Source organism: Mesorhizobium sp. P2_D5, from assembly GCF_056404355.1.
This window is the reverse complement of record NZ_JBFUEE010000008.1, coordinates 108,909-134,068: the sequence shown is the minus strand read 5'-3', so window position 1 is coordinate 134,068 and position 25,160 is coordinate 108,909. Positions and strand designations below refer to the sequence as shown.

The 25,160-nt window shown below is 62.6% G+C and carries 25 protein-coding genes; 12 read left to right on the top strand and 13 right to left on the bottom strand.

What is annotated here, in order from left to right; genetic code table 11:
* Positions 1–48: 48 nt before the first annotated feature.
* Positions 49–837: a DUF3108 domain-containing protein gene (locus AC1DYW_RS28345; protein WP_457152073.1), complete on the bottom strand. Its 789-nt coding sequence runs from the start codon at positions 835–837 to the stop codon at positions 49–51.
* Positions 838–1,093: 256 nt separating this feature from the next.
* Between AC1DYW_RS28345 and rpmB the strand changes: the two genes are divergently transcribed.
* From rpmB to AC1DYW_RS28330, 3 genes are all read left to right on the top strand, one after another.
* Entirely contained in the window at positions 1,094–1,390 is a 297-nt protein-coding gene (rpmB, locus tag AC1DYW_RS28340; protein ID WP_091585249.1) for a 50S ribosomal protein L28, read from the top strand.
* A 137-nt stretch (positions 1,391–1,527) separates the two neighbouring features.
* Complete coding sequence (locus tag AC1DYW_RS28335) at positions 1,528–2,208, top strand: queuosine precursor transporter (protein ID WP_095084906.1); 681 nt, start codon at positions 1,528–1,530, stop codon at positions 2,206–2,208.
* 40 nt (positions 2,209–2,248) lie between these two features.
* Positions 2,249–2,929, top strand: a complete 681-nt coding sequence (locus tag AC1DYW_RS28330; RefSeq protein WP_457152074.1) for a spermidine synthase — start codon at positions 2,249–2,251, stop codon at positions 2,927–2,929.
* Positions 2,930–2,953: 24 nt separating this feature from the next.
* On the opposite strand, the gene AC1DYW_RS28325 is transcribed toward AC1DYW_RS28330, so the two are convergent.
* The 6 genes from AC1DYW_RS28325 to AC1DYW_RS28300 all read right to left on the bottom strand — a co-directional run bounded on the left by AC1DYW_RS28325 (position 2,954) and on the right by AC1DYW_RS28300 (position 8,652).
* The gene (locus AC1DYW_RS28325) at positions 2,954–3,439 is read right to left on the bottom strand and encodes an SRPBCC family protein (protein WP_457152075.1); all 486 of its coding nucleotides are present in this window, start codon (positions 3,437–3,439) and stop codon (positions 2,954–2,956) included.
* Complete coding sequence (locus tag AC1DYW_RS28320) at positions 3,436–3,804, bottom strand: ArsR/SmtB family transcription factor (RefSeq protein ID WP_457152079.1); 369 nt, start codon at positions 3,802–3,804, stop codon at positions 3,436–3,438. Before AC1DYW_RS28320 ends, AC1DYW_RS28325 begins: the two co-directional genes overlap by 4 nt.
* 173 nt (positions 3,805–3,977) lie before the next feature.
* Positions 3,978–5,006: an esterase-like activity of phytase family protein gene (locus AC1DYW_RS28315; protein WP_457152076.1), complete on the bottom strand. Its 1,029-nt coding sequence runs from the start codon at positions 5,004–5,006 to the stop codon at positions 3,978–3,980.
* Positions 5,003–6,901 (bottom strand): cobaltochelatase subunit CobT, encoded by a 1,899-nt coding sequence (gene cobT / locus AC1DYW_RS28310; protein ID WP_457152077.1) that lies wholly within the window; start codon positions 6,899–6,901, stop codon positions 5,003–5,005. Before cobT ends, AC1DYW_RS28315 begins: the two co-directional genes overlap by 4 nt.
* Before the next feature lie 11 nt (positions 6,902–6,912).
* Positions 6,913–7,899, bottom strand: coding sequence for a cobaltochelatase subunit CobS (gene cobS / locus AC1DYW_RS28305; protein WP_095084912.1), 987 nt, complete (start codon positions 7,897–7,899; stop codon positions 6,913–6,915).
* A 123-nt stretch (positions 7,900–8,022) separates the two neighbouring features.
* Positions 8,023–8,652, bottom strand: a complete 630-nt coding sequence (locus AC1DYW_RS28300; protein ID WP_184876143.1) for a J domain-containing protein — start codon at positions 8,650–8,652, stop codon at positions 8,023–8,025.
* Between the two features lie 180 nt (positions 8,653–8,832).
* On the opposite strand from AC1DYW_RS28300, the gene AC1DYW_RS28295 reads away from it, so the two are divergent.
* A complete protein-coding gene (locus AC1DYW_RS28295) occupies positions 8,833–9,135 on the top strand; it encodes a BolA family protein (RefSeq protein WP_095084914.1) in 303 nt (100 codons plus the stop codon).
* Positions 9,136–9,157: 22 nt separating this feature from the next.
* Here the strand turns inward: AC1DYW_RS28295 and AC1DYW_RS28290 are convergent, their stop codons facing one another.
* Both AC1DYW_RS28290 and AC1DYW_RS28285 read right to left on the bottom strand, forming a co-directional pair.
* Entirely contained in the window at positions 9,158–10,711 is a 1,554-nt protein-coding gene (locus AC1DYW_RS28290; protein ID WP_457154358.1) for an acetolactate synthase large subunit, read from the bottom strand.
* Between the two features lie 120 nt (positions 10,712–10,831).
* Positions 10,832–11,638, bottom strand: a complete 807-nt coding sequence (locus AC1DYW_RS28285) for an alpha/beta hydrolase (RefSeq protein ID WP_457154357.1) — start codon at positions 11,636–11,638, stop codon at positions 10,832–10,834.
* A 453-nt stretch (positions 11,639–12,091) separates the two neighbouring features.
* Here AC1DYW_RS28285 and AC1DYW_RS28280 point away from each other — a divergent pair, with 453 nt between their 5' ends.
* From AC1DYW_RS28280 to AC1DYW_RS28270, 3 genes are read left to right on the top strand one after another with little or no spacing between them, the layout of a single operon-like run.
* A complete protein-coding gene (locus AC1DYW_RS28280; protein ID WP_095084916.1) occupies positions 12,092–14,041 on the top strand; it encodes a PrkA family serine protein kinase in 1,950 nt (649 codons plus the stop codon).
* Between the two features lie 17 nt (positions 14,042–14,058).
* Positions 14,059–15,372: a YeaH/YhbH family protein gene (locus AC1DYW_RS28275; protein ID WP_457154723.1), complete on the top strand. Its 1,314-nt coding sequence runs from the start codon at positions 14,059–14,061 to the stop codon at positions 15,370–15,372.
* 8 nt (positions 15,373–15,380) lie between these two features.
* The gene (locus AC1DYW_RS28270; RefSeq protein ID WP_457154724.1) at positions 15,381–16,922 is read left to right on the top strand and encodes a SpoVR family protein; all 1,542 of its coding nucleotides are present in this window, start codon (positions 15,381–15,383) and stop codon (positions 16,920–16,922) included.
* Positions 16,923–17,140: 218 nt separating this feature from the next.
* Here AC1DYW_RS28270 and AC1DYW_RS28265 read toward each other — a convergent pair whose 3' ends face one another.
* Genes AC1DYW_RS28265 through AC1DYW_RS28255 form a run of 3 tightly spaced genes read right to left on the bottom strand, consistent with a single transcriptional unit; the run spans position 17,141 to position 19,826 of the window.
* Positions 17,141–18,037 carry an HlyC/CorC family transporter gene (locus AC1DYW_RS28265; protein WP_457154045.1) on the bottom strand — a complete coding sequence of 299 codons (897 nt, stop codon included), beginning with the start codon at positions 18,035–18,037 and terminating at the stop codon, positions 17,141–17,143.
* Positions 18,034–19,218, bottom strand: coding sequence for a 3-dehydroquinate synthase (gene aroB / locus AC1DYW_RS28260; RefSeq protein WP_477228392.1), 1,185 nt, complete (start codon positions 19,216–19,218; stop codon positions 18,034–18,036). Before aroB ends, AC1DYW_RS28265 begins: the two co-directional genes overlap by 4 nt.
* Complete coding sequence (locus AC1DYW_RS28255; RefSeq protein ID WP_477228391.1) at positions 19,215–19,826, bottom strand: shikimate kinase; 612 nt, start codon at positions 19,824–19,826, stop codon at positions 19,215–19,217. Before AC1DYW_RS28255 ends, aroB begins: the two co-directional genes overlap by 4 nt.
* A 210-nt stretch (positions 19,827–20,036) precedes the next feature.
* On the opposite strand from AC1DYW_RS28255, the gene AC1DYW_RS28250 reads away from it, so the two are divergent.
* From AC1DYW_RS28250 to AC1DYW_RS28230, 5 genes are all read left to right on the top strand, one after another.
* Complete coding sequence (locus AC1DYW_RS28250) at positions 20,037–20,189, top strand: histidine kinase (RefSeq protein ID WP_095084921.1); 153 nt, start codon at positions 20,037–20,039, stop codon at positions 20,187–20,189.
* 36 nt (positions 20,190–20,225) lie between these two features.
* Positions 20,226–21,161 (top strand): site-specific tyrosine recombinase XerD, encoded by a 936-nt coding sequence (locus AC1DYW_RS28245; protein ID WP_457154043.1) that lies wholly within the window; start codon positions 20,226–20,228, stop codon positions 21,159–21,161.
* A gap of 99 nt (positions 21,162–21,260) precedes the next feature.
* Positions 21,261–22,211, top strand: coding sequence for an acetyl-CoA carboxylase carboxyltransferase subunit alpha (locus AC1DYW_RS28240; protein ID WP_457154042.1), 951 nt, complete (start codon positions 21,261–21,263; stop codon positions 22,209–22,211).
* A gap of 218 nt (positions 22,212–22,429) precedes the next feature.
* The gene (locus AC1DYW_RS28235; protein ID WP_477228457.1) at positions 22,430–23,749 is read left to right on the top strand and encodes a L,D-transpeptidase family protein; all 1,320 of its coding nucleotides are present in this window, start codon (positions 22,430–22,432) and stop codon (positions 23,747–23,749) included.
* Between the two features lie 55 nt (positions 23,750–23,804).
* Positions 23,805–24,062: a sulfurtransferase TusA family protein gene (locus tag AC1DYW_RS28230; protein ID WP_457153957.1), complete on the top strand. Its 258-nt coding sequence runs from the start codon at positions 23,805–23,807 to the stop codon at positions 24,060–24,062.
* Between the two features lie 3 nt (positions 24,063–24,065).
* Here the strand turns inward: AC1DYW_RS28230 and AC1DYW_RS28225 are convergent, their stop codons facing one another.
* Positions 24,066–25,160, bottom strand: a complete 1,095-nt coding sequence (locus AC1DYW_RS28225) for a CobW family GTP-binding protein (RefSeq protein WP_457153956.1) — start codon at positions 25,158–25,160, stop codon at positions 24,066–24,068.

Below are 25,160 nucleotides of genomic sequence, written 5' to 3'. Positions count from 1 at the left end.
TCTGTCTCCAGTGGTGCGCCCCATTCTGTCCTCAGTGGCGCGCCTGACCTATTGTACCGCTTCGAAACGCCTGGCGCTGATGGTCAAGGTGCCGATCTGCGTTCCGACCGTGGCGTGGATCGGCGCATATACGCCGGTTTGGCCGAGCGGCGCAAACGTCACCATCATGCGGCTGCGGTCCTTCAGGTAGTTGAGCGCCTTGCGGCCCTTGCGGTAGCCCGCCACCGGGTCGAAGCCCATCCGGCAGGTGATGGTATCGCCCTTGTAACCGGGCACCGAGATCGTGCCTTTCGACGCGTAGGTCAGCGTCAGGTCGGCGCGCATCTCGCCATCATAGAATTTCACCGTGCGGCCGCAGACCTGGTCTAGGCTGTCGGCGTGGATGACCGTGGCGGCCATCGGATCGAGCACCGATGCCAGGTCGCCGGTGCCAATCGGCACCCAGCTCTTGGGATCGCGCTTGTCCGGCGCCGGGATGACCTGCGTCGAGGTGACCGTGCCATTGGCAAAGCGGATATCGACCACCGATGCCTTCTTGCCGGAGGTGTAATCGGCACGAAACGCCTGCGGCACCATCTTCTTGCCCGAGATCGTGCCTTTGGACGAGACCGTGCCCTGGGTATCGTCGAACAGCTTGGCGAGACCGGCAGCTCTGACGCTGCCTTCGATCGCGTAGGCGCCGTTCTCATAGTGGCTGGAAAACGTTGATTTCGCTATCGAAAGACCAAAAAATGACACGATGTACTCGCCCTTAAACGACTGCGGCGAGGCAGCTGTGGCGGCGGACGGCAAGGCGATGGCGAGCATGGCAGCAAGGGCGTGAGAGGAACGAAGCATGGCGGCATCGGGTCCTTGATTCTTGGCCGGAGGCGGGCAACTCCGGGCTGGCATGTCCCTGTCAGACCGCTTATAGGATGAATTCCGGCCTTAATATGAAATGCCGGGCGCGTCCGTGGGCATGCCGGAGCTTGACGCACCGGTGAAATGCAACTATGGAACGCCAACTTTTTCCATAAGGCCGCCTGACCAGAACCGCGCGCCACCCGGCGTGGGCATAAAGGTTTGGCAGACCCGAGAACTGAAGGTTAGAACTATGTCCCGCACCTGCGAACTCACTGCCAAGGCAGTCATGTCCGGCAACAATGTGAGCCACGCCAACAACAAGACCAAGCGTCGCTTCCTGCCGAACCTCGTCAATGTGACGCTGATCTCGGAAGCGCTGAACCAGAACGTGCGCCTGCGCATTTCCGCCAACGCCCTGCGTTCGGTCGAACATCGCGGCGGTCTGGATGCCTTCCTGGCCAAGGCCGACGTCAAGGAACTGTCGCAGCGCGCGCGTCTGTTGAAGAAGCAGATCGCCAAGAAGCTTGCCGATCAGCCTGCTGCCTAACATCGTTTAAAGGCGGGGGACGACCGCCTTGGGCATCGGATCCAAGCCTTTCAAAGTGGCTTCCGATGCTCAAACAAAGCGAGCGTGATTCGGTTTCGGAATAACGCTCCGCTGGTTCCATTACCCAGGATAAAAAAATGAGTTCCTTCTCGCGATACCTGCCCTTCGTGGCCGCCATGGCGCTTGTCGTCGTGGCATCGAACATTCTCGTGCAGTTCCCGATGCAAGGGCAGATCGGCGGCCTGTCGCTGGCCGACCTTTTGACCTGGGGCGCCTTCACCTATCCCTTCTCGTTCCTGGTCACCGATCTCGCCAACCGCCGCTACGGGCCTGCCGTGGCGCGCAGGATCGTCTTTGTCGGCTTCATGACTGCCGTCATCTGCTCGATCCTCGTCCCGCCCTTCCTGTTCCGCCACGGCCTGATCGAATTCGAGACCGCGGCCGACCGGCTGGTGCGCATCGCCGCGGCGTCAGGTGCTGCGTTCCTCTGCGCGCAATTGCTTGACGTCACCGTGTTCAACCGGCTGCGCCGGCAAAGCTGGTGGCGGGCGCCGATCGTCGGCACGCTGGTCGGCTCGGTGTTCGACACCGCCGTGTTCTTTACCGTCGCTTTCTCTGCCGCTTTCGCCTTTGCTGGTCCCAACGACAGTTTCGCGCTCGAAACCGCACCGCTGATGGGTGTGTTCCATGTCGACGCTATGCGCTGGATCTCCTGGGCGCTCGGCGACCTCAGTGTGAAGCTGATCATCGCCATTGTGGCGCTCATCCCCTACCGGCTGCTCGCCGCCCGCTGGAGCCAGCCGGCTGTCGCGGTCTAGGCCGTTTCGGATAAGATCACGCCAAACAGAAAGAAAGCCCGTGATCCCCTGGGTCCAGCTCGATTCGGCAAAGACACCAGACGGCCAACAAGAACTTCGCCTCAAGCGGCGCGGTTCCGAATTCTCGATCATGCTCGGCACCAATGAGCTGATGAACAGCCGCCTCAGCGGCTCCGAGCAAGCGCTGGCAAAACTGTCTTGCCAAAGGATTGCCGACCATCGGCGGCCGAGAATGCTGATCGGCGGGCTCGGCATGGGTTTTACCTTGCGCGCCGCCCTCGCCGAACTCGGCAATGATGCCAGCATCGTCGTTGCGGAGCTGGTGCCGACGGTCGTCGCCTGGGCACGCGGCCAAATGGCCGAGGTGTTTGGCGGCTGCCTTGACGATCCGCGCGTCACGGTCGAGGAAACCAACGTCGGCCAGTTGATACGGTCCGAGCCGGCAGCCTGGGACGCCATCCTGCTCGATGTCGACAACGGCCCGCAAGGCATCGTCCACAAGTCCAACGACGCGCTTTACAGCCTGCAGGGGCTGGGAGCCGCGCGCACCGCCCTCAAGCCGGGCGGTGTCCTGGCGGTGTGGTCGCAAGGCCCCGACGGCGGCTTCACGCGGCGCCTGAAGCAGGCTGGCTTTGCGGTCGAGGAGATCAACACGCGCGCCAACGGCAAGCGCGGCGCGCGCCATGTCATCTGGATGGCCGCCAACGGCCCACGATCCTGAGCGAGAGCCGGGCCGCGGTCCGGTCTACCTCGACTTCTGGAGTTCCGCGGCAAGGGCTTCCAACAGCCCGCGTGTCCCCTCTTCCCGCCCTTTCGCGGAATCGACACCGTCGAAAAACGCGCCCTGCTCGGTATAGGTCAGCCGCGTGCCACTGCCCGAGGGGGTCAGCTCGACGGTGGTGAGGGATGCCGACATTGGCTGGGGCCCGATCGCCATCCTGTAGGAGAACACGATGCGCTGATCGACAACGATGTCCTGGAACTGCGCGTCGAGCCTGATCTCCGGACCGCCGGCATAGCTGAATCGCGACACCTCGCCACCGCCGACGCGGAAGTCGAAGCTAAATTCGGCGATGGCAAAACCATCGCCATCGATCCGCCAGCGCCGCACAGTCGCCTTGTCGGCGAAGGCATGGAAGACTTGGGGCGGCGATTGCGGATAGGTCCTCTCGATGGTGAACGTGGAGTGGATGACGGAATGCTCGTCTTTCACGGGGGCGATTTGGTTCATGTCTGTTCGTCCTTTTCCTGATCTTGAACTTTCGGGGGCGATTGATCTGTGTCGGCCAGGATCTGGCCAAGTCGGTCGAGCTGACGTTCCGCCGGTATGCGGCGTTCAGCAATCCAGTCGGCGAGCGGGGCAAGCCCGCCCGGTTCGATCCGGCAGGTGCGTACCCGTCCGATCTTTTCGCTGCGGATCAGCCCGCAGGCTTCCAGCACCTGCAGATGTTGCAGCACGGCGGCGAACGTCATGCCGAACGGCTCCGCCAGCTGGCTGACGGTGGCTGGTCCGCGGCTCAATTTTTCCAGGATCTGGCGGCGGGTGGGCTCGACCAGAGCCCGCAAGATGCTGTCGATCTCGGAATAGTTAAGCATGGACTTGAGTATTGCGGCGGCGTCATCAATTGTCAAGTCTCGACTAAAGTATTTTGAGGCGCGACCGAGTGGCTAGAAAACCGTTCAATGTCAATGACTTGGTAGGGAAAATGCGGAGCAGGTCAGTCGCGTCATCGAAAATTAATGGCGACTGTCAGCTTGTGAGGCGTTGCTCAATCCTGATGGAGAATAAATTCCAGATAGAGATTGCGCTGCAGGATCGAGTGGTTGTCGTCGGAGACCAGCGACACCATCAGCGCGCCGTCGTCGCGGGTCCAGACGTCGAGCCCTTCCATATTGTCGATCTGGTAGCCCATGTCGGCCTCCAGCAGCACCGGCCCGTCGGCGACGGCGCCCTTCTCGACGCTTTCGCCATAAATGCGCCGCAGCCGCATCTTGACGCCGCGGGCCATCGAGAAGCTGCGCTCCAGCAACAGCAGGTCACCATCCGGCAGGAAGGCGCCGTCGGTGATGTCGAAGTCGCCGTTGCGCTTGACGGTAAACACGCCCTTGTGCGGCCCTTCGATGATGGCGGCATAGATGTTGCCGGCCTTGTCGAGGCTCTTTTCGGAGACCACCACCAGCCCGCCCTCATGCTGGCCGTTGGCATTGGCGTGGGTGACGGTCTCGAAACCGCGGTTCTGGCGCAGTTCCCGGGCCGGCACCAGAAAATCCAGCTGCTTGAACGGCGCCTTCATATCGTTGGGGTCGATCTTAAACTGGGCGACATGGTGGCTGCGCTCGAAGCCGACAGTGGCGATGCCGTCCTTGACGGCGAGGCCTTCGGCGTCGACCTCCCACTTCTCGTCGATCGCCCGCCCCGCTTCGTCGACCATCTGCTGGATATGGAAATTCTGGATGCCGGACGGCCGCTTGTCGGCGTCGCGGACCACCGTTCCGAAGAACCAGAAGCCAGTGTCGGCGACGCCGATGAAATCGCTGCCGCCTTTGAGAAAGCGGAAGGCCGACAGTGCCCCGAAATCGCGTGTCGGCGAGGTCATTTCCAGGCCGCCGACGAATTCGAATGGGCCAAACTGTTTGTCGGCGCGGCCGATTTGGAATTCGGTGATCGGGCGAGCCGAGATTTCGACCGATTCAACTGAGGTCGAGTCGGGCGAACCGGCCAGCACTGGAGCCGCGCCGGCAAATAGTGCGATGGCGGCGAAAAGCGTCTGCTGGAAGCCGCCGCGCGAAAAGATCATCCGGCGCGCCGCATGCCGCCGCGCCGCGTGTCGCGCGCGCTTTCCTCGGCGAACAGCGAGGCCAGTTGCTCGGTCATGGCGCCGGCCAGCTCCTCGGCGTCGACGATCGTCACGGCGCGCCTGTAATAGCGGGTGACGTCATGGCCGATGCCGATGGCCAGCAACTCCACAGGCGAGCGCGTCTCGATCAGTTCGATGACGGCGCGCAGATGGCGCTCGAGATAATTGCCCGGATTGACCGACAGCGTCGAATCGTCGACCGGCGCGCCGTCCGAGATCATCATCAGGATCTTGCGCTGTTCAGGCCGCGCGATCAGCCGGTTGTGCGCCCACAGCAGCGCCTCGCCGTCGATGTTTTCCTTGAGCAGGCCCTCACGCATCATCAGGCCGAGATTGCTCCGTGCCCGCCGCCACGGATGATCGGCGGATTTGTAGATGATGTGGCGCAAATCGTTGAGCCGGCCGGGGTTCGGCGGCTTGCCGTCCTTCAGCCATTTCTCGCGCGCCTGGCCGCCTTTCCAGGCTCGGGTGGTAAAGCCGAGGATCTCGACCGAGACGCCGCAGCGTTCCAGCGTGCGCGCCAGGATGTCGGCGCAGGTGGCGGCGACCGTGATCGGCCGGCCGCGCATCGAGCCGGAATTGTCGAGCACCAGCGTCACCACCGTGTCGCGGAACTTGGTGTCGCGTTCCTGCTTGAAGGACAATGGCTGCATCGGGTCGATGACGACGCGCACCAGGCGCGCCGGGTCGAGGTAGCCTTCTTCCAGGTCGAAATCCCACGACCGGTTCTGCTGCGCCATGAGCCGCCGCTGCAGCCGGTTGGCCAGCCGCCCGACGACGCCGGACAGATTGGCAAGCTGCTTGTCGAGGAAGGCGCGCAGCCGGTCGAGCTCTTCCTCTTCGCAAAGCTCCTCGGCGCCGACCGTCTCGTCGAAAGCGGTGGTGAAGACCTTGTAGTCGATTTCCTTCGGCAGATTGGTGAAGGGATTGTCGTTGCGGCGTGCCTCGCCGGGCGTCTCGGCATCCGCATCGTCATCGTCGGACAGGTCGTCGGCGGTAGCGTCGGAGGCTTCGGTCTCGGCCGATTGCTCGTCATCGGCGGACGCCTCGGCATCCTCGGACTGTGACTGCTCGGAGCCGGAATCCTCTTCGCCGCCCTCCTCGCTCTGTTCCTCGCCTTGCGGCTGGTTGTCGTCATTGTCCTCGGAGTCTTCGGTCTCTTGGTCGTCGCCGAGTTCCTCGGCCATTTCCATGGAGGCAAGCATCTCGCGCACGACGCGGGCGAATGCCTGCTGATCGTCGAGCTTGGCCGAGAGACCGTCGAGATCGGCGCTGGCCTTTTCCTCGACCCAGGGCCGCCACAGCTCGACCAGGCGCTCGCCGCTCTTCGGGATCGGACGGCCGGTCAGCTTCTCGCGCACCATCAGCGCCAGTGCTTCCTCGATCGGCGCGTCGGCCTTGTCCTTGACGTCGACGAGATTGGCCTTGGCGTATTTGTCCTCCAGCATCGAGCCGATATTGTCGGCGACGCCTTGCATGGCGCGGCTGCCGATCGCCTCGACGCGGGCCTGCTCGACCGCGTCGTAGACGGCGCGGGCCTGTTTGCCCTCTGGCGCGAGCTTGGTGTGGATGCGCACGTCATGGCAGGCGCGCTTCAGCGCCATGGAATCGCCGAGGCCTCGCGTGATGGCGATGTCGGCCTTCGACGCCTTCTTCGGCAGTTCGGGCAGCCGGGCGCGGCTGCCGGCAAGTGCCGGCCTATCCTTGGCAAAGCCGACTTCAAGCTCCTTGTCGCCGGCGATGGCGCGCATGCAGACGGTGACGGCACGCTTGAAGCTGTCGGCTTCAGACCCCGTCTTCGACTTGTTGCGCGTATTGTCGCCCGGACCCGCCATCGAGACTCTGCTTAGCCCAGCACCACATTGGCAGCTGATTCCGGCAAATCCTCGCCGAAGGCGCGCTGGTAGAACTCGGCTACCACCGAACGCTCCAGCTCGTCGCACTTGTTGAGGAAGGTCAGCCGGAACGCCATGCCGATATTGCCGAAGATCTCGGCATTCTCGGCCCAGGTGATGACCGTACGTGGGCTCATCACGGTCGACAGATCGCCATTGATGAAGGCCGAGCGCGTCATGTCGGCGACTCGCACCATCTTGTTGACGATGTCCTTGCCCTTGCCGTCGCGATAATGCTTGGCCTTGGCCAGCACGATGTTCACTTCATTGTCGTGCGGCAGATAGTTCAGCGTGGTGACGATCGACCAGCGGTCCATCTGCGCCTGGTTGATCTGCTGGGTGCCGTGATAGAGGCCGGTGGTGTCGCCCAGGCCCACTGTGTTGGCGGTCGAGAACAGCCGGAAGGCCGGATGCGGACGGATGACCCGGCTCTGGTCGAGCAGCGTCAGCCGGCCCGACGATTCCAGCACGCGCTGGATGACGAACATCACGTCCGGACGGCCGGCATCATACTCGTCGAAGCAGAGCGCGACATTGTGCTGGTAGGCCCAGGGCAGGATGCCGTCGCGGAACTCGGTGATCTGCAGCCCGTCCTTGACGACGATCGCGTCCTTGCCGACGAGATCGATACGGCTGACATGGCTGTCGAGGTTGACGCGCACGCAAGGCCAGTTGAGGCGGGCGGCGACCTGCTCGATATGGGTCGACTTGCCGGTGCCGTGATAGCCCGACACCATGACGCGGCGGTTGTAGGCAAAGCCTGCAAGGATCGCCATCGTCGTGTTCTTGTCGAACAGATAGTCCGGATCGATGTCGGGTACATGCTCGCTGGTCACCGAATAGGCCGGCACCACCATCTTGGACTCGAACCCGAATTTCTCCTTCACCGACACCGTCGTGTCGGGTAGGTTGGCGATGTCGCGATCGACCTTGTTCATATCTCTCAACGTCTCCACGGGCGAAAAGCCTGATTTCGCCGGCAATCGATTTTGTCCGGGGGCGGTCTTAGAGCCTTTTCCAACCTTATGAAAGTTGGAAAACGACACGAATCGTATGGTCGCTCAGCACAGGCCCGCCTGTTTGAGCACGCGATAGGCCTGCAGCACATCGCGGAACCGGTCTTCCGAACCTCGGTCGCCACCATTCGCATCCGGATGGTGACGCTTCACCAGTTCCTTATAGCGCGCCTTGATCTCCTTGCCAGTCGCCTTTGTATCAAGGCCAAGCGTTTCCAGCGCCTTGGCCTCAAGCGGCTTGGCCTTGCGCTCGCGCGCCTCGCGCGGATCCTTTGGCCCCTTGAACAGGTCGAACGGGTCGCGCATGCGATTATAGTAGCCGGCGCGGCCGGAGCGCATCTGGGCCACATCCGGCGACGAACGCGTCGAGGCGCCGTTGACGCCCATCTTCCAGGTCGGCCGGTGGCCGGTCATGGCTTCCTTCTGGAAGCGCGCGACCTCGGTGTCCGGCACACCGGAGAAATAGTTGAAGCCCTTGTTGTACTCGCGCACATGGTCGAAGCAGAAGCGGAAATACTCGCCCTCCTTCATGCGCCCGACCGGCGCACGATGGGTGCCCGCTTCCTTGCAGCCGTCCCACTGGCAGATCGGCGAGTGCGACTTCAGCTCCGCATCCTTCTCAGGGCGGATGCGAATCTTCTCGAAATATTTGGGATACGGCTTCATCTCACCCATTTATGGGGCGTTCGCAAATGCGAAACAAGAATTGACATTTTCGCGATGATCGCCCTAACCGCTGAATCGCGGCATAAAGCAGGCGAATGGCGGATTTTGTTGCGCGGCAGCGGCCTTTGCGAGCCCGATTTTGGTTTTGCCGGCTGCTGCGCCAGCCATATGTGGTGAAGGGAGACGGCGATGTCCATACAGGCAACCATGGAAGACAAGCTCAACAAGGCCTTTTCGCCGGACCGGCTGGTCATCATCAACGAAAGCCATCTCCATGCCGGCCATCACCATCACGGCTCCGACCATCACGGCGCCTATGACGGCACCGGCGAGACGCATTTTCGCGTCCGCGTCGTCTCTTCGGCCTTTGCTGGCATGAGCCGCATCGACCGCCACCGCGCCGTCAACGAATTGCTTGCCGACGAACTGAAGGCCGGCGTGCATGCGCTGGCGATCGAACCGGCGGCTCCCGGCGAAAAGACCCGCTGGTAGGCCGGTTCCGCCTTCGCTGTGCTCAGAGCACCGCTTCGATGAGGAACGGTCCGCGCCGCGACAAGGCGCTCTCCAGCAGCGCGTCGAACCGCTCGCAGGTATCGGCGCGGGCCGCCTCCACGCCCATGCCTTTCGCCAGGCAAACCCAGTCCAGCGACGGCTGGTCGAGGTCGAGCATGCGCCTGGCGTTCTCGCCGATCGCGCCGACGCCGACATTGCGCATCTCGCCATGCAGGATCGCATAGGTCCGGTTGGAAAAGACGATCGTCACCACGTCGAGATTTTCCCTGGCCTGCGTCCACAGCCCCTGCACCGTGTACATTCCGCTGCCGTCAGCCTCCAGATTGATCACCTTGCGGTCGGGACAGGCGATCGCCGCCCCGGTTGCAAGCGGAATGCCTCCACCGATCGATCCGCCTGTGGTCATCATGTAATCGTGCGGAGCGGCAAAGGCCGACAGCGCGAAGAAACGCCGTGCCGAGGTCACCGCCTCGTCGCAGACGATCGCATCGGCCGGCAGCTTGCGCGCCACCGACAGCGCGATCGCATCCTCCGTGAGTTGGCCGCTCGGCGTCGCCTCGTCGGGAAAGGCGGTTGCGAACACCGTCTGTTGCGACGGCTTGACGCCGAGTTCGTCGCGGAGCGCTTCCAGAGCCGCATTGAGATCCTCGCCATGCGCGGCCAGCGTCAGCACCTGGCAGCCTTCCCGCACAAGCCGCCCCGGCTTTCCCGGATAGGCGAAGAAGGCAACCGGCTCCCGCGCGCCGACCAGCACCAGAACATCGATATCCCTGAGCAGTGCCGTCGCCGCATCGATCGGATAGGGGATGCGCGTCGGCGCGACACGCCCGCGCCCGCGCTGCATCCGGGCGATCAGCACGTCGCTGAACACACGGACATCGCTGCCCGTCGAGATCTGCCCGGCGACAGCAAGCGCATCGGCTCTTGCCGCCTGTCCGCGAACGATGATGCCGGCCCGACCCGGAGCGGCACGGATGGCCGCGGCGACCGTGCGCACGGCGCCCATGTCGACGGCGGGCTGCGGCGCCAGCGTCGCCTTGCCGACTGAGGCCGCGCCAACTTCGCTCCAGGCGGCATCCGCGGGCAGGATCAGGGTGGTTACGCCGGGAGGCGTCAGCGAGGCGCGGAAGGCGGCCTCGGTCGCCGGCGCGACATCGTCTGGGCCGGCGATGCGGCGCACCCAGTTCGACATCGGCTTGGCAAGGCTCTCGATATCGCTGGTCAGCGGAGCATCGAGCGGCAGATGGTAGGCTGCATGGTCGCCGACAATGTTGATCATCGGGCTCAGCGCGCGCCGCGCATTGTGCATGTTGGCCAGGCCGTTGGCCAAACCCGGACCGGTATGCAGCAGCGTCGCGGCCGGCCGATCGGTCATCCGGGCATAGCCGTCGGCGGCACCGGTCACCACGCCCTCGAACAGGCCGAGCACGCAACGCATCTGAGGTTTCCGGTCGAGCGCTGCGACGAAATGCATTTCGGATGTGCCGGGGTTGGCGAAGCAGACCGTCACATCATTGGCCAGAAGCACATCACACAGGACATCGGCGCCGTTCATGGAATTCTCTCCCGCTTGACGATCGAAGAGAGCAGTTGCACCGGCAAACGCCCGCGCAGCAATATCCCGTCGGCACTTTTGATCTGATCCAGTCCCTCCGATGCCTGTGCCGCGTTGGGGTCAGCTGACGGTCGATTTCAGAAATTCCAGCGCGGCGGCGGTCAGCGCGTCGCCATCCTCGCCGAAATCGCGATTGATCGACATGTGCGTATAGGCACTGCCGTCGAACACAGTGACCTTGGTGCCGGTCGCCCGCAGGCGCGCGGCGAAGGCCTTCGAGGCCTCGCCACGGCCCGCGGCGCTTGAATAGGCGATGAAGGTCGGCGGATGCTTGTGGCCGTCGACATAGCTGGCGGGCGACAGCGCGGCCCATTGCGTGGGGTCGGAAAAGACGCGGGCATAGGCCCGGACCATGCCGCCATTGCTGGAAAGCGCTGCAAGATCATAGGCCCTGGTATCGTCGAGGATGAGTGCCGCGACGCCAGGCAGGCCACCGCGCATACCGGTCAGCGCAATCAGATGGCAGCCGGCCGAGTGGCCCATGCCGACAATGCGATCGGGATCGCCGCCATGCTGCGCGATATTGGCGCGCACATAGGCATAGGCCTTTTCGACGTCGCCGGCCTGGGTGGCGACGTCGGCCTCGGGCAACATGCGATAGTCGATGGAGACGAAGCAGAACCCATTGGCCAGCAGGAAGGCCGGCTTGGCGTTGACCTGGCTGCGTTTGCCGAACTGCCAGGTGCCCCCATGGACGAAAAAGACGACCGGCAGGCCGGTTGCACCGTCAGGCGCATAGATATCGAGCTTGGCCGGCCCGTAGTCGAAGGTTTTTGGCGCGGGTTGGCGCGGGCGCCGCGCGGCCGATGCTCCCAATGGCAGCATCGCCGCCACGGAGGCCAGAATGAGGCTTCGTCTATCGATCATCATGGTCTCCCGACCGTGTAGGCCAACAGTGCCCGCAGGCGCAGCGAGCGTCCAGTTAAGGATTGTTAATACCCGAGTGGTCTGGGTCGGCGCGCTATCATCGATCCGAATCTCGAACGGCACTCGAGTTTTTGGGGGCTCATCCGCTGTAGAGGGGCCGGATCCACCGGCTTTGCCGAACTCGCATCGGGTCGCAAATGTCGCAGCATCAGGCCGTATCAAATGCACTGTCTTGCAGTTCAGCTCACGAAATCAATATCTGCCCCTTGACGGTCTCATCTGGCCATCACCACCTAAGTATTTGGCAAGCATTTTTGCCACATGGGTGGTGTCCCGGGTTTCAATGCCAGATGCACGCGCTCTCCTTCGTGTGAAGGGAACCACAATGCATTCCGGCAGTTGAATACATGATGAGCCGGCAGGCGGCCAAAACGGCTCTGAGGGCAGAGTATCATGCGCGAGAATCAATCCGACGTCTTCGACCTGTTTTCGGAGATTTATGCGAACGCGGCTCAGGAAGAAATCAGCCTCCAGCAATATCTCCTTGCCTGCCGAGAGGACAGATCGATGTATGCCTCGGCACCTGAACGGATGGTCGAGGCTATCGGCGAGCCGAACCTGGTCGACACCAGCAAGGACGAACGGCTCGGTCGCATTTTCTCGAACCGCACCGTTAAGATCTATCCCTCCTTCTCCGATTTCTACGGAATGGAGGACACGATCGAACGCATTGCTGGCTATTTTCGCTACGCTTCCCAGGGGCTCGAGGAGCGCAAGCAGATCCTTTATCTCCTTGGCCCGGTTGGCGGCGGCAAATCCTCGCTTGCCGAACGGCTGAAGAAATTGATGGAGCAGCGCCCGATCTACACGCTGAAGGTCGGCAACCAGGTCAGCCCGGTTTTCGAATCGCCGCTTGGCCTCTTCCATCCCGATCGCATGGGCGACCTGCTGCAGGATAAATACGGCATAGCCCGACGCCGGCTGAACGGGCTCATCTCGCCATGGGCGGCCAAGCGCCTCGACGAACTCTCTGGCGACATTTCCAAGTTCAGCGTCGTCAAGCTGATGCCTTCGCGGTTGCGCCAGATCGGCATCGCCAAGACCGAGCCGGGCGATGAGAACAATCAGGACGTCTCGGCCCTGGTCGGCAAGGTCGACATCCGGCTATTGGAAAATTTCAGCCAGTCCGATCCGGACGCCTATTCCTATAGCGGCGGACTGAACCGGACCACCCAGGGCCTGCTTGAATTCGTGGAAATGTTCAAGGCGCCCATCAAGGTCCTGCATCCGCTGCTGACCGCCACCCAGGAGGGCAGCTACAACGGTACCGAAAATTTCGGCGCCTTTCCCTACCAGGGGATCATCGTGGCCCATTCCAACGAGTCGGAGTGGCAGCAGTTCAAGAACAACAAGAACAATGAGGCCTTTCTCGACCGCATCCTCGTGGTCAAGGTGCCTTATTGTCTGCGGATCACCGAAGAGAGGCAGATCTACGAAAAGCTGCTGCGAGAGAGCGAATTGGCCGCCAGCCCGTGCGCGCCCGAGGTGCTGGACATTCTCAGCCGGTTCACCGTCTCGACCCGCCTGGCCGAGCATGACAATTCGCCACTCTACACCAAGATGCGTGCCTATGACGGCGAGAACCTGAAGGACGTCGACCCCAAGGCGAAGTCGGTCCAGGAATATCGCGATGCCGCCGGGGTCGATGAGGGCATGAGGGGCGTCAGCACGCGCTTCGCCTTCAAGATCCTGTCGCAGACCTTCAACTACGACACCAAGGAAGTGGCTGCCGATCCTGTGCACCTGATGTACATTCTGGAGGAGGCGATCAAGCGCGAGCAGTTTCCCAAGGAATCGGAAGCAGCCTATCTCGATTTCATCAAGTCGGAGATCGCCACGCGGTATGCCGAGTTCATCGGCCACGAGATCCAGAAAGCCTATCTCGAATCCTATAGCGAATATGGCCAGAATCTTTTCGACCGTTACATCGCTTATGCCGATGCCTGGATCGAGGATCAGGACTACAAGGACCCCGACACCGGCCAGATCTTGAAACGCGAGGTTTTGGAAAATGAATTGTCGCAGGTCGAAAAGCCGGCCGGCATCGCCAATCCCAAGGACTTCCGCAACGAGGTGGTGAAGTTCACGCTGCGCGCGCGCGCAAGGAACCACGACCGCAACCCGTCATGGACGAGTTATGAAAAGCTCCGCGAGGTCATCGAGAAGCGGATGTTCGGTCAGGTCGAGGACCTCTTGCCGGTCATCAGCTTCGGCTCCAAGCAGGACAGCGTTACGGAAAAACGGCACAACGAATTCGTTCAACGCATGGTCGAGCGCGGCTACACCCAGCGGCAGGTGCGCCGCCTGGTGGACTGGTACATGCGGGTGAACAAGGCGGGCTGAGGGAGCCCGATGGTTCCATGCCGATCTTCATCGACCGTCGCCTGAATCCAAAGGACAAGAGCCTCGGCAATCGCCAGCGCTTCCTCAAGCGTGCCCGCGAGGAACTGAAGCGGAGCATACGAGATCAGATCCGCGCTGGCAGGATCGCAGACGCGGATGCCGAGCACACCGTGCCCATGCCCGAAAGAGGCACAGCCGAGCCGAGCTTCAACAACGCACGCAACAGCGGCAGGCGCCAGCACATCCTGCCGGGCAACAAGCATTTCTCCCCTGGAGACCTGATCCCCAAGCCCGCCCAGGGTGGCGGCGCGGGAGCGTCGTCCCCCGGAAACACGGCGTCTGAAGACGACTTTCGTTTCGTGCTGTCACGCGAAGAGGTGCTCGATCTTTTTTTCGAGGATCTCGAACTTCCGGACATGGTCAAGCTCAACCTCAAGGAAATCCTTGCCTTCAAACCACGCCGGGCTGGTTTCGCCGCTACCGGTTCACCGACCAACATCAATGTTGGGCGCACAATGCGCAACAGCCATGGCCGCCGCATTGCGCTGAGGCGTCCCAAGCAGGCGGAACTGGACGCGGTCCTCCAGGAAATCGCTACGCTTGAGTTGGTGCCATCCAGCGCAGCGGCAAGCCAGCGCATTGCGGCATTGCGCGAGGATCTCGACCGGCTGGAACGCCGCCGCCGGCGAATTGCCTATGTCGATCCGGTCGACATCCGCTTCAACCGCTTCGATCCCCAGCCTGTGCCGAACGCCAACGCCGTCATGTTCTGCCTGATGGATGTGTCCGGCTCGATGGGCGAGCGCGAAAAGGATCTGGCCAAGCGCTTCTTCGTGCTGCTGCACCTGTTCTTGAAACGGCGCTACGACCGCATCGAGATCGTCTTCATCCGCCACACGCACTTGGCACAGGAGGTCGATGAGGACACATTCTTCTACAACACGCAAAGCGGCGGCACTGTCGTTTCCACCGCGCTGGAGGAAATGCATCGCATTATTGAAGAACGTTACCCGGCCCGCGAATGGAATATCTATGCCGCCCAGGCCTCGGACGGCGACAATTTCGCCGGCGATTCCGAGCGATGCAAAGCCTTGCTCAACGGCAAGCTCATGCGGCTGTGCCAGTATTTTGCCTATGTGGAGATCATCGACGAGCGTGAGGCCCATATCTTCCGCACAACCGAAAACGGGACATCGCTATGGCGTGCCTACAGCGAAATCGACCTGAGATGGCCGAACTTCCAGATGAGCCGCATCGCCACGCCCGCCGATATCTACCCGGTCTTTCGCCAGCTCTTCGGCAGACAGCTGGCTCCCCTTAAGAGAGCGTGAAGGGTACGATGGCCAGACAAGCCAGTAAATCCAGCCTGCTTTTTTCAGGGTCCGACTGGGATTTCAAGACATTGTCGCGGGCCTATGACGCGATCGAGGCAATCGCGGTCGAAGAGCTTCATCTCGATACCTACCCCGTGCAGATGGAGATCATCTCCTCCCAACAGATGCTCGACGCCTATTCGTCGGTCGGCATGCCGCTGATGTACCGTCACTGGTCTTTCGGCAAACATTTCCTCTACCAGGATCTGCTCTATCGCAAAGGCGCGCGAGGGCTTGCCTATGAACTGGTCATCAATTCCAATCCCTGCATCGTCTATCTGATGGAGGAAAACACCATGGCCCTGCAGGCCTTGGTGACGGCCCATGCTGCGCTCGGGCACAACCATTTCTTCAAGAACAATCAGTTGTTCAAGCAGTGGACGGACGCCGGGGCGATCCTCGGCTACCTGGACTTCGCCAAAGGCTACATTGCCCGTTGCGAGGAGCGGCACGGCCTCACCGCCGTCGAGGCTGTTCTTGATTCCGCCCACGCGCTGATGGCGCAGGGCGTGTTCCGCTATCACCGGCCGCCGAAGCTGTCGTCGGAGCGGCAGCGCGAAGGGCTTCGCGAGCGGCTCGAATACGAGGAGCGCTCCTACAACGATCTGTGGCGCACGCTGCCGCCTTCTCAGCAAAGGGTCAGCGATAAGGAGCAAGAGCCGGAGCGGAAGAAATCGCTCAACCTGCCCGAGGAAAACCTGCTTTATTTCCTGGAAAAGAACAGCCTGGTCCTGGAGCCTTGGCAGCGGGAGATCGTCCGGATCGTTCGTGTCATAGCACAGTATTTTTATCCGCAGGGGCAGACACAGGTGATGAACGAGGGCTGCGCCACTTTCGTGCACTATACTCTGATGAACATGCTGTTCGATCGCGGCCTGATTAGCGAAGGCGCCATGCTCGAAATCCTGCGCAATCATTCCAACGTGGTCTTCCAGCCGGCGTTCGACGATCCACGCTTTTCCGGCATCAACCCCTACGCTCTCGGCCTCGACATGATGCAGGACATCCAGCGTATGTCGACAGAGCCGACGGCCGAGGACCGGGACTGGTTTCCCGACATTGCCGGCCGCGGCAACTGGCGCGAGATCCTGCTCGACGCCTGGGCGGATCACCGCGACGAATCCTTTATCCGCCAGTACCTCAGTCCGACCTTGATCCGAAAATGGCGGTTCTTTGTGCTCGGCGACGTCGCCGACCAACCGCATTGCCAGGTCGCCTCGATTCACAACGAGCGCGGCTATGCCAAGATACGCGCCGCGCTCGCTCACAGCTACGACGTTGGCGCGAAGCGACCGGACATCCAGGTGGTGGATGTCGATCTGCTCGGCGACCGGCATTTGCGACTGCAGCACAAGGTCAATGACGGCGTCCTTCTCGAGGATGCCAGCCGCGACGCCACGCTTCGTCACATCCGCAGGCTTTGGGGTTATGAGGTCAGCTTGGCCGCCGTCGACGCTGAAACGGGGGCAACGATCCACGAACGCTCGACGAGCCAGATCACAGAATGAAGCTGCGCAGTTGCGCTGGTTCTCATGGCGTCAAAAAGTGCGCGCCGGTCTTGGGCGACATGCATCAAAACAGGGGCTTGAAGCACGTCGCCTGAATTCGTTTCAACGCGACACGCCCTGGAGCAATTCCAGGAAAGTGGGAAACGGTTTTCCGTCCGGAATTGCGTCGAAACAAAGAGTTAGAGCCGTTCGCCGTTTCCGTGAAACGGTGAACTGTTCTAAGCGTCGCCGGCTGGCCGTATTCTCAACCTTGCGATCCGGTTCTTGTCGCGCTTCATTACGACGAAGCGTTTGCCGTGGAACGTGAAAGCCTGTTTTTCCTCGGGGATAGACTGCGTCTCATGGATGACGAGACCGGCAATGGTGGTGGCCTCCTCATCCGGCAGGTTCCAGTCGAGCGCCCGGTTCAGGTCGCGGATCGGCACCGTGCCATCGACGACGACGGAACCGTCGGCCTCCTGCTTGACGCCCTGGATGTCGACGTCGTGCTCGTCGGCGATCTCGCCGACGATCTCCTCGATGATGTCCTCCAGCGTCACCAGCCCTTCGACCTCGCCATATTCGTCGACGACAACGGCGAAATGCGCCTTGCGGCGCAGGAAGGCGTTGAGCTGTTCCTGCAAGGTCGTGGTGTCCGGCACGAACCAGGGTTTCGAGGCGATCTTCATCACGTCGATCTTGGAAAAGTCGTTGCCGACGTCGTTGAGCGCCCGCAGCAGGTCCTTGGCGTGCAGCACGCCGACAATGTTGTCGAGCGAGCCCTTCCACAACGGCATGCGGGTGTGCGGGCTCTGCAGTATCTCGCGGACCACCGCCTCCGGCGCATTGTCGGCATTGACCGAGCGCATGTTGGTACGGTGGACCATGATATCCGACACTTCGAGCTCGGCGAGATCGAACAGGCCGCCGACGCGATCGCGATCCTCGCGCACCACCTGCCCGTCGCGGCGGAAATCGTCGACCGCGCCGCGCAACTCGGCCTCACTCGAGCGCTGCGGCCCGATGCGCGATAATTCGTAGCCGAAAGCGGCAAGCAGGCGCGCACGCAACGCAACGGCCAGCAGGACGAGGACGGCAAGGACAGCGACGACGATCCAGCCGGTCTCGTTGGTCATCTCGGCCGGCTCTTCTGCTGGCTCGGCCGCATCTTCTGCTGGCCCGGCCGGCTTTCCTGCTCGCCCGGATGGCTCTCCTTCAGGAACGACAGCACTTCCGAAGCCGGCACATCCTTGGCGATGAAGGCCTGGCCGATACCGCGCGTCAGGATGAAGGTCAGCGCACCGCGCGACACCTTCTTGTCCTGGGCAATGAAGGAAAGCAGCGCCTCGGCATCGGGCAAATCACCAGGAATATCGGCCATCCGCCACGGCAGCCCGACGGCGCGCAGATGCGCCTCGACGCGTGCCGCATCGTCGGGGCTGGCGAGGTTGAGCCGCGACGAGAACCGGTGCGCCAGCGCCATGCCGATGGCGACACCCTCGCCATGGACGAGCCGGGTTCCGTCATACTGGGTGGCGGCTTCCAGCGCGTGGCCGAAAGTGTGGCCGAGATTGAGCAGCGCACGGTCGCCGGTCTCGAACTCGTCGCGAGCAACCACATCGGCCTTGGCGCGGCAGGCCTCGGCAACGGCCTGCGCCCTCTCCGGCCCGCCGGCGAACACGTGGGACCAGTTCTCTTCCAGCCAGGTGAAAAACCCCGGCCGGTCGATGAGCCCATATTTGGCAAGCTCGGCATAGCCGGCGCGGAATTCGCGGATCGGCAGCGTGTCGAGCACCTCGGTATCGGCCAGCACCAGCTTCGGCTGATGGAAAACACCGACCAGGTTCTTGCCGCGCGCGCTGTTGATGCCTGTCTTGCCGCCGACCGAGGAATCGACCTGAGCCAGCAGCGAGGTCGGGATCTGCACGAAATTCATGCCGCGGCGCACGATACCGGCGGCAAAGCCGGCAAGGTCGCCGATGACGCCGCCGCCAAAGGCGATAACGATGTCGCCGCGTTCCAGTCGGGCGGCCAGCACGCCGTCGACCACCTCTTCGAGATGGGCGAAGCTCTTGGTCTTCTCGCCGGGCGGCAGCGTGATGATAGTGGGCTGGATGTCGTTCCTTTCGAGACCCTTCTTCAGTGCGTCGAGATGCGCTGCCGCGACATTGGCATCGGTGATGACCGCGGCGCGTGTACCAGGCAGGCGGCGCGAAATCTCGGCACCGGCGCGCGACAGCAGACCGGAGCCGATCAGGATGTCGTAGGCCCGGTCGCCAAGGCCGACTTCGACGGTGACCGGCTGACTTGCGCTCACGATCGCACCTCGTCTGTAGGGACAGTCTCATCAATGCCGAAATGCCGGCAAAGCGCATCCACCACCTCGGCCGCGATGACCTCCTTGCGGTCGTCGCGGGTCGGCACGGTGACGTCCGATGTCGCGTAGACGGGATACCGCTCCTGCATGAGCCGCTCCAGCACGGCGCGGGGGTCGGCGCTTTTCAGGAGCGGCCGGTTCTGCTTCTTGGAGACGCGCTCCATCAAAAGGTCGAGCTCGGCCTTCAGCCACACCGACACGCCACGGCCGGCGATGGCCTCGCGCGTGTGGGCGTTCATGAAGGCGCCGCCGCCAGTCGACAGCACCTGCGGGCCGTTCTCCAGCACGCGCAGGATGACGCGTTGCTCCAGGGCCCTGAACTCGGTCTCGCCATAGCGCTCGAACAGCTCCGGAACGGTCATGCGCGAGACGCTTTCGATCTCCTGGTCGCTGTCGATGAAGGGCAGCGCCAGCATCGCCGCCACCTTGCGGCCGATCGCCGTCTTGCCGGCGCCCATCAACCCGACAAAGACGACGGAACGGCTGCCCAGCCGGCCAAGCAGCGCGGCGTGGTTCTCCTCTGGAGGATTTGATGGCAGCGCGTTCATCTGATGCTTCGAGTGCCCCCTTTGCCGGCGTATCGACATGAAAAGCCGGTTTTCGTCAAGCGTAGCGAGCAGCCCTGAGCATGATATGGGCTGGCCGTGCATCATCAGAAGTTGCTAACAAACCTCAGCTTCTTCCTTGAATTGGGCGGATTGGCGTCCCATAAGGGCACAGGGTTTGGAAACGCAGAACAAGAAGACGGGCGAAAATTGATGCCGACACTGTTTCGCTTTGTCGTGATCCTCGCGATTCTGGCCGGCATTGCCTATGGTACGATGTTCGCGCTGGTGATGTTCGTCGAGCCCAGAAAGGCGGAAATGAGCGTGCGCATCCCTCCCGAAAAGCTCAATCCCAAGAAAAGCTGATCGCCGCCAAAGAAAAGCCCGCCCAAGAAAACCCGAATGAACAGCGCCGCCCGCATCGAAGCCTTCCTGGAAATGATGAGCGTCGAGCGCGGTGCCGCCGAAAACACGCTGTCCTCCTATCGCCGCGACCTCGAAGACGCTTCGGACGCGATCGATGGCGGGCTTGCCGGTGCCGCCGCCACCGATATCCGCGCCTATCTCGACGATATCGCCGCGCGTGGCTTCGCGCCGACGTCGCAGGCGCGCAAATTGTCGGCGATCCGTCAGTTCTTCAAGTTCCTCTACGCCGAGGGTCTGCGCGCGGATGACCCGACCGGCACGCTGGACAGCCCGAAAAAGGGCCGTCCGCTGCCGAAGACGATGAGCGAGGCCGACACCGGCCGGCTGATCGACCGCGCAGCGCTTGAGGCCGGCGATCCCAGGCTCGGCAACGATGCGGTGCCTGGCGACAGCGATTGGCTGGCGGCACTGCGCCTGCATGCGTTGGTCGAGGTGCTCTATGCCACCGGCCTGCGCGTTTCCGAACTGGTCGGCCTGCCGGTGACGGTGGCGCAGCGCGACGACCGTTTCTTCATGGTGCGCGGCAAGGGTGACAAGGAGCGCATGGTGCCGCTATCGGCCAAGGCGCGCACGGCGATGCGGAGCTGGCTTGCCGCCCGCGCCAAGGTGCCTGCCTTCGCCGACAGTCCGTTTCTGTTTCCGGCCGCCTCGGATAGCGGCTATCTCTCGCGCCAGGTCTTTGCCCGCGACCTGAAAGGGCTGGCGGCAAGGGCCGGCATCGCCTCCGCGAAGATCTCGCCGCATGTGCTGCGCCATGCTTTCGCCAGCCATCTCCTGCAGAACGGCGCCGATCTCAGGGCCGTGCAGCAGTTGCTCGGCCATGCCGACATATCGACGACACAGATTTACACCCATGTGCTGGAAGAGCGGCTGGTACGGCTGGTCAACGATCATCATCCGCTTGCCGACTAGGCCTCATATCGCTATGTGAGGACGACGTTCCACCGCCCGGAGCCTTGGATTTCAGGGTTCCGTCAGTCCTCGCCTTCCGACGTATCGGTCCGCTCACGCATGTACAATTACCTCGATTTCGAAAAGCCGGTGCAGGACCTCGAGGGCAAGATCCTCGAGCTGAAGAAGCTTGCCGAGAGTGGCGAGGCGGTCGATGTCGGCGACGAGATCAGCCGTCTCGAGAAGCGCTCCCGCGACGCGCTGCGCGACGCCTACAAGGCGCTGACGCCGTGGCAGAAGGTGCAGGTGGCGCGCCATCCCGACCGGCCGCATTGCGTCGACTACATCAAGGGCCTGTTCAACGATTTCACGCCGCTGGCCGGTGACCGCAATTTCGGCGAGGACCAGGCGATCGTCGGCGGTTTCGCCCGCTTCCGCGGCGAGCCTGTGGCCATCATCGGCCAGGAAAAGGGCTCCGACACGACCAGCCGGCTGAAGCACAATTTCGGCTCGGTGCGGCCGGAAGGCTACCGCAAGGCCGTGCGGCTGATGGAACTCGCCGACCGCTTCAATATCCCGCTGCTGACGCTGGTCGACACCGCTGGCGCCTATCCCGGCGTCGGCGCGGAGGAGCGCGGCCAGGCGGAAGCAATTGCCCGCTCTACCTCGGCTTGCCTTGGCCTGAAAGTGCCGTCGATCTCGGTGGTCATTGGCGAAGGTGGCTCGGGCGGCGCCATCGCGATCGCCACCGCCAACCGCGTCTACATGCTCGAACACGCCATCTATTCGGTGATCTCGCCGGAAGGCGCCGCCTCGATCCTGTGGCGCGACACGACACGATCGAAGGACGCGGCGACCAACATGAAGATCACCGCGCAGGATCTTCTGGAGCTCAAGATCATCGACGCCATCATCCCCGAGCCGCTCGGCGGCGCGCATCGTGGCGCCGAAACCGTGATTGCCGCGACCGGCGACCTCATCGCCAAGACGATGAAGGATTTTTCTGGCGCCAACACCGACTTCCGCGAGCAGCGCCGCGAGAAATATCTGGCAATGGGCCGCAGTCTCTAAACCAAGGCCCTGCCCCGCCCGTCGCAATGTGGCGGCACGGAGCATTTTTGCCACAAAAATGCCGCTGCATTCGGCTCAATGAGACTGCCGCACGGGGACGTGTCGACACTTGCGGTAAGGAATTTTCAAGGTTAACGGGCTTAGTGTCCGTACACGTTCAGTGCAGAAGCCTTGGCATGAATCGCCTTGGCGCCAGAGAAAAGACGATATCCGCAGCCATGTTCGCCAAGCTTGCCCGCACTGGAATCCTGATCGCTGCCCTCGGCGTTGCCGGCTGCAACGATTCGTCGATGAAGGATTTTGCCCCGGAGGCCAACAAGCCGCTGCCCGACAAGATCCTCGCCGACATGAGGGCCAAGGGCATGGTGCGCACCTCGTCGGTGATGGCCCGCATCTTCAAGGAAGAGGGCAAGCTCGAAATCTGGAAGGCCAAGACCAACGGCCGCTACGACATGGTGGCGAGCTATGACATCTGCAAATGGTCGGGCAAGCTCGGGCCGAAATACACCGAAGGCGACCGCCAGGCGCCGGAGGGCTTCTACACGGTGCGCCCGTCGCAGATGAACCCGCGCTCGAACTATCATCTGTCCTTCAACATCGGCTTTCCCAATGCCTACGACCGGGCCAATGGCCGCACCGGCGCCAATCTGATGGTGCACGGCGCCTGCTCGTCGTCGGGCTGCTATTCGATGACCGATGCGCAGATCGAGCAGATCTATGCCTTTGGCCGCGATGCCTTCCAGGGTGGCCAGACCGAATTCCAGATCCAGGCTTTTCCGTTCCGCATGACCGCGGCCAACATGGCCCGCTACCGCAACGACCCGAACTATGAGTTCTGGAAGATGCTGAAGGTTGGCTACGACAATTTCGAGGTCACCAAGGTGCCGCCGAAGGTCGACGTCTGCGAGAAGCGTTATGTCTTCAACCAGGTCGCCGCCGACGGCCAGACATTTGATCCGACCGGCACCTGCCCGGCGACCACACAACCGGATTCCTTGAAGAGCGCCTACAACGCCTATCAGAGCACCTATGACGCCGCGTTCAACGGCGCGCTCAAGGCCAGCGCGCCGCCGCCGAAGCCGACCATCGCCGGCGTCAAGGAAGCCAGCATCGTCTCCGACTGGTCCAAGCGCCGGGCGCGCGGCGAGCGTGTGCCGATCGATCCGCCGTCGCTCAACACCGATGGCTCGGTGACCGAGACGGCGCGCATGGGCCGCATCGATTCGCCGGCCGGCCGCAAGATGGCTGCACTCGACGCCGAAAAAGCCGCCAAGCAGAAGGCCGAGGAGCAGAGGCTTGCCGCCATAGAGGCAGCCAGGCAGGCCAAGGAAGCCGCCAAGGCGCAGGCTCTGGCCGAGAAGGAAGCGGCCAAAGCCCAGAAAGAGGCGGCCAAGGCCGCCAAGGAAGCGCCTGTCGCCACCGCCACCATCTCAGCCCCCATGGAGGCCGCGCCTGAGGCTGAAACACAGGCGGCGAGCGCCGACGAGAGCAGGGTCACCAGACTGAAGAACAAGCTGCTCGGCATGTTCGGCGGTTGAGGTTTTTCGCCAATGCATGCCACCCAAAGGTGCGTAGCGGTTTTGGGACAACGACATGCTTGAAAACAAGGTTTCCAAGCCTGCGACCGTCTACGATCTCAAGGGGCTGAACTGCCCTTTGCCTGTGCTGAAAGCAAAGAAGCGGCTGGCCGGAATGCAGCCAGGCAGCCGGCTCTGGCTCGAAACCACCGACCCGCTGGCCGTCATCGACATCCCGGCATTCTGTTCCGACAGCGGCCACCATCTCGTCGAAACGGCGGCGGTGTCAGGCGGTCATCGCTTTCTGGTCGAGCGCGGCGAGCAGCAATCGTAGAGTTTACCGCCCTGCGATCGCCAGCGGATTGTTTTCCAGCGCCGCGCGGTCGGGCGTGTCGATCGACGGCCGGTTGGTGAAGGCGGCGAACAGCCGACGCACATAGTCTTCCGGCATATCGAGCGTGATCAGCACCAGCCGCGTGCCGCGCTGGCCATCCGGCCAGGACGGCAATTGCACCGGCGGATGCAGGATTTTCTGCACGCCATGGATCACCAACGGCCGCGACGGGTCTTCGCTGAGCTCGATGACGCCCTTCATCCGCAGCAGACGCTCGCCATGTGCCGAGCGCAACAGGTCGAGAAACATCTCGATCGCTGAAAACGGCACCGGGCCGTCGTGGACCAGCGAATAAGTACGCACGCGCTGATCGTGGCCGTGGCCGTGGTCATGCTCGTGATCATGGCCGTCATGATGATCATGATCATGCGCCTCGCCCAGCCAGCGCCGCACATCGGCGGATTTGGTCGCCGGATTGTAGAGACCGCAATCAAACAGCGCCGCCACGCCTGTCTTCGTGTCGGCAACGTCAAGCAAATCGGCGCCCGGATTGATCTGCCGCAGGCGCACCCGCAGCGTTTCCAATTCATGCGGGTCGGTGACCAGATCGGCCTTACTGAGAACGATGCGGTCGGCAACCGCCACCTGCTTGACCGCCTCGACATGCGCGTCGAGCGTGGCATTGCCATTGACCGCGTCGACCAGCGTGATGACGCCGTCGAGCCGGAAGGCCTGGACCAGCGCGGGATGCGCCATGATGGACTGCAGCACCGGCGCCGGATCGGCTAGCCCCGTGGTCTCGATGATGACGCGGGCCAGACGGGCGATGCGGCCGGTCTGCAGCCGATCGACCAGGTCGGCCAGCGTGTCGACCAGTTCGCCGCGCACCGTGCAGCACAGGCAGCCGTCCGACAGCTGGATGATGCCGTCGGACGCCTGCTCGACCAGCAGATGGTCGATCGCAACTTCGCCGAATTCGTTGATGATGACCGCCGTGTCGGCCAGCGCCGGATCTTTCAACAGCCGGTTGAGCAGTGTCGTCTTGCCGGCGCCGAGAAAACCGGTCAGCACCGAAACAGGGATCGGGAAGCCGCTCAT

Excerpts from the sequence above, each read along its gene's own strand:
- AC1DYW_RS28235 (WP_477228457.1), top strand. The coding sequence starts at position 22,430 with ATGTTCGCCAAGCTTGCCCGCACTGGAATCCTGATCGCTGCCCTCGGC.
- AC1DYW_RS28245 (WP_457154043.1), top strand. The coding sequence starts at position 20,226 with ATGAACAGCGCCGCCCGCATCGAAGCCTTCCTGGAAATGATGAGCGTC.
- AC1DYW_RS28320 (WP_457152079.1), bottom strand. The coding sequence starts at position 3,804 with ATGCTTAACTATTCCGAGATCGACAGCATCTTGCGGGCTCTGGTCGAG.
- AC1DYW_RS28270 (WP_457154724.1), top strand. The coding sequence starts at position 15,381 with ATGGCCAGACAAGCCAGTAAATCCAGCCTGCTTTTTTCAGGGTCCGAC.
- AC1DYW_RS28300 (WP_184876143.1), bottom strand. The coding sequence starts at position 8,652 with ATGGGTGAGATGAAGCCGTATCCCAAATATTTCGAGAAGATTCGCATC.
- rpmB (WP_091585249.1), top strand. The coding sequence starts at position 1,094 with ATGTCCCGCACCTGCGAACTCACTGCCAAGGCAGTCATGTCCGGCAAC.
- AC1DYW_RS28250 (WP_095084921.1), top strand. The coding sequence starts at position 20,037 with ATGCCGACACTGTTTCGCTTTGTCGTGATCCTCGCGATTCTGGCCGGC.
- AC1DYW_RS28265 (WP_457154045.1), bottom strand. The coding sequence starts at position 18,037 with ATGACCAACGAGACCGGCTGGATCGTCGTCGCTGTCCTTGCCGTCCTC.
- AC1DYW_RS28285 (WP_457154357.1), bottom strand. The coding sequence starts at position 11,638 with ATGATCGATAGACGAAGCCTCATTCTGGCCTCCGTGGCGGCGATGCTG.
- AC1DYW_RS28335 (WP_095084906.1), top strand. The coding sequence starts at position 1,528 with ATGAGTTCCTTCTCGCGATACCTGCCCTTCGTGGCCGCCATGGCGCTT.
- AC1DYW_RS28325 (WP_457152075.1), bottom strand. The coding sequence starts at position 3,439 with ATGAACCAAATCGCCCCCGTGAAAGACGAGCATTCCGTCATCCACTCC.
- AC1DYW_RS28290 (WP_457154358.1), bottom strand. The coding sequence starts at position 10,711 with ATGAACGGCGCCGATGTCCTGTGTGATGTGCTTCTGGCCAATGATGTG.
- AC1DYW_RS28255 (WP_477228391.1), bottom strand. The coding sequence starts at position 19,826 with ATGAACGCGCTGCCATCAAATCCTCCAGAGGAGAACCACGCCGCGCTG.
- AC1DYW_RS28280 (WP_095084916.1), top strand. The coding sequence starts at position 12,092 with ATGCGCGAGAATCAATCCGACGTCTTCGACCTGTTTTCGGAGATTTAT.
- AC1DYW_RS28275 (WP_457154723.1), top strand. The coding sequence starts at position 14,059 with ATGCCGATCTTCATCGACCGTCGCCTGAATCCAAAGGACAAGAGCCTC.
- AC1DYW_RS28315 (WP_457152076.1), bottom strand. The coding sequence starts at position 5,006 with ATGATCTTTTCGCGCGGCGGCTTCCAGCAGACGCTTTTCGCCGCCATC.
- cobT (WP_457152077.1), bottom strand. The coding sequence starts at position 6,901 with ATGGCGGGTCCGGGCGACAATACGCGCAACAAGTCGAAGACGGGGTCT.
- AC1DYW_RS28345 (WP_457152073.1), bottom strand. The coding sequence starts at position 837 with ATGCTTCGTTCCTCTCACGCCCTTGCTGCCATGCTCGCCATCGCCTTG.
- AC1DYW_RS28225 (WP_457153956.1), bottom strand. The coding sequence starts at position 25,160 with ATGAGCGGCTTCCCGATCCCTGTTTCGGTGCTGACCGGTTTTCTCGGC.
- cobS (WP_095084912.1), bottom strand. The coding sequence starts at position 7,899 with ATGAACAAGGTCGATCGCGACATCGCCAACCTACCCGACACGACGGTG.
- AC1DYW_RS28240 (WP_457154042.1), top strand. The coding sequence starts at position 21,261 with ATGTACAATTACCTCGATTTCGAAAAGCCGGTGCAGGACCTCGAGGGC.
- AC1DYW_RS28295 (WP_095084914.1), top strand. The coding sequence starts at position 8,833 with ATGTCCATACAGGCAACCATGGAAGACAAGCTCAACAAGGCCTTTTCG.
- AC1DYW_RS28230 (WP_457153957.1), top strand. The coding sequence starts at position 23,805 with ATGCTTGAAAACAAGGTTTCCAAGCCTGCGACCGTCTACGATCTCAAG.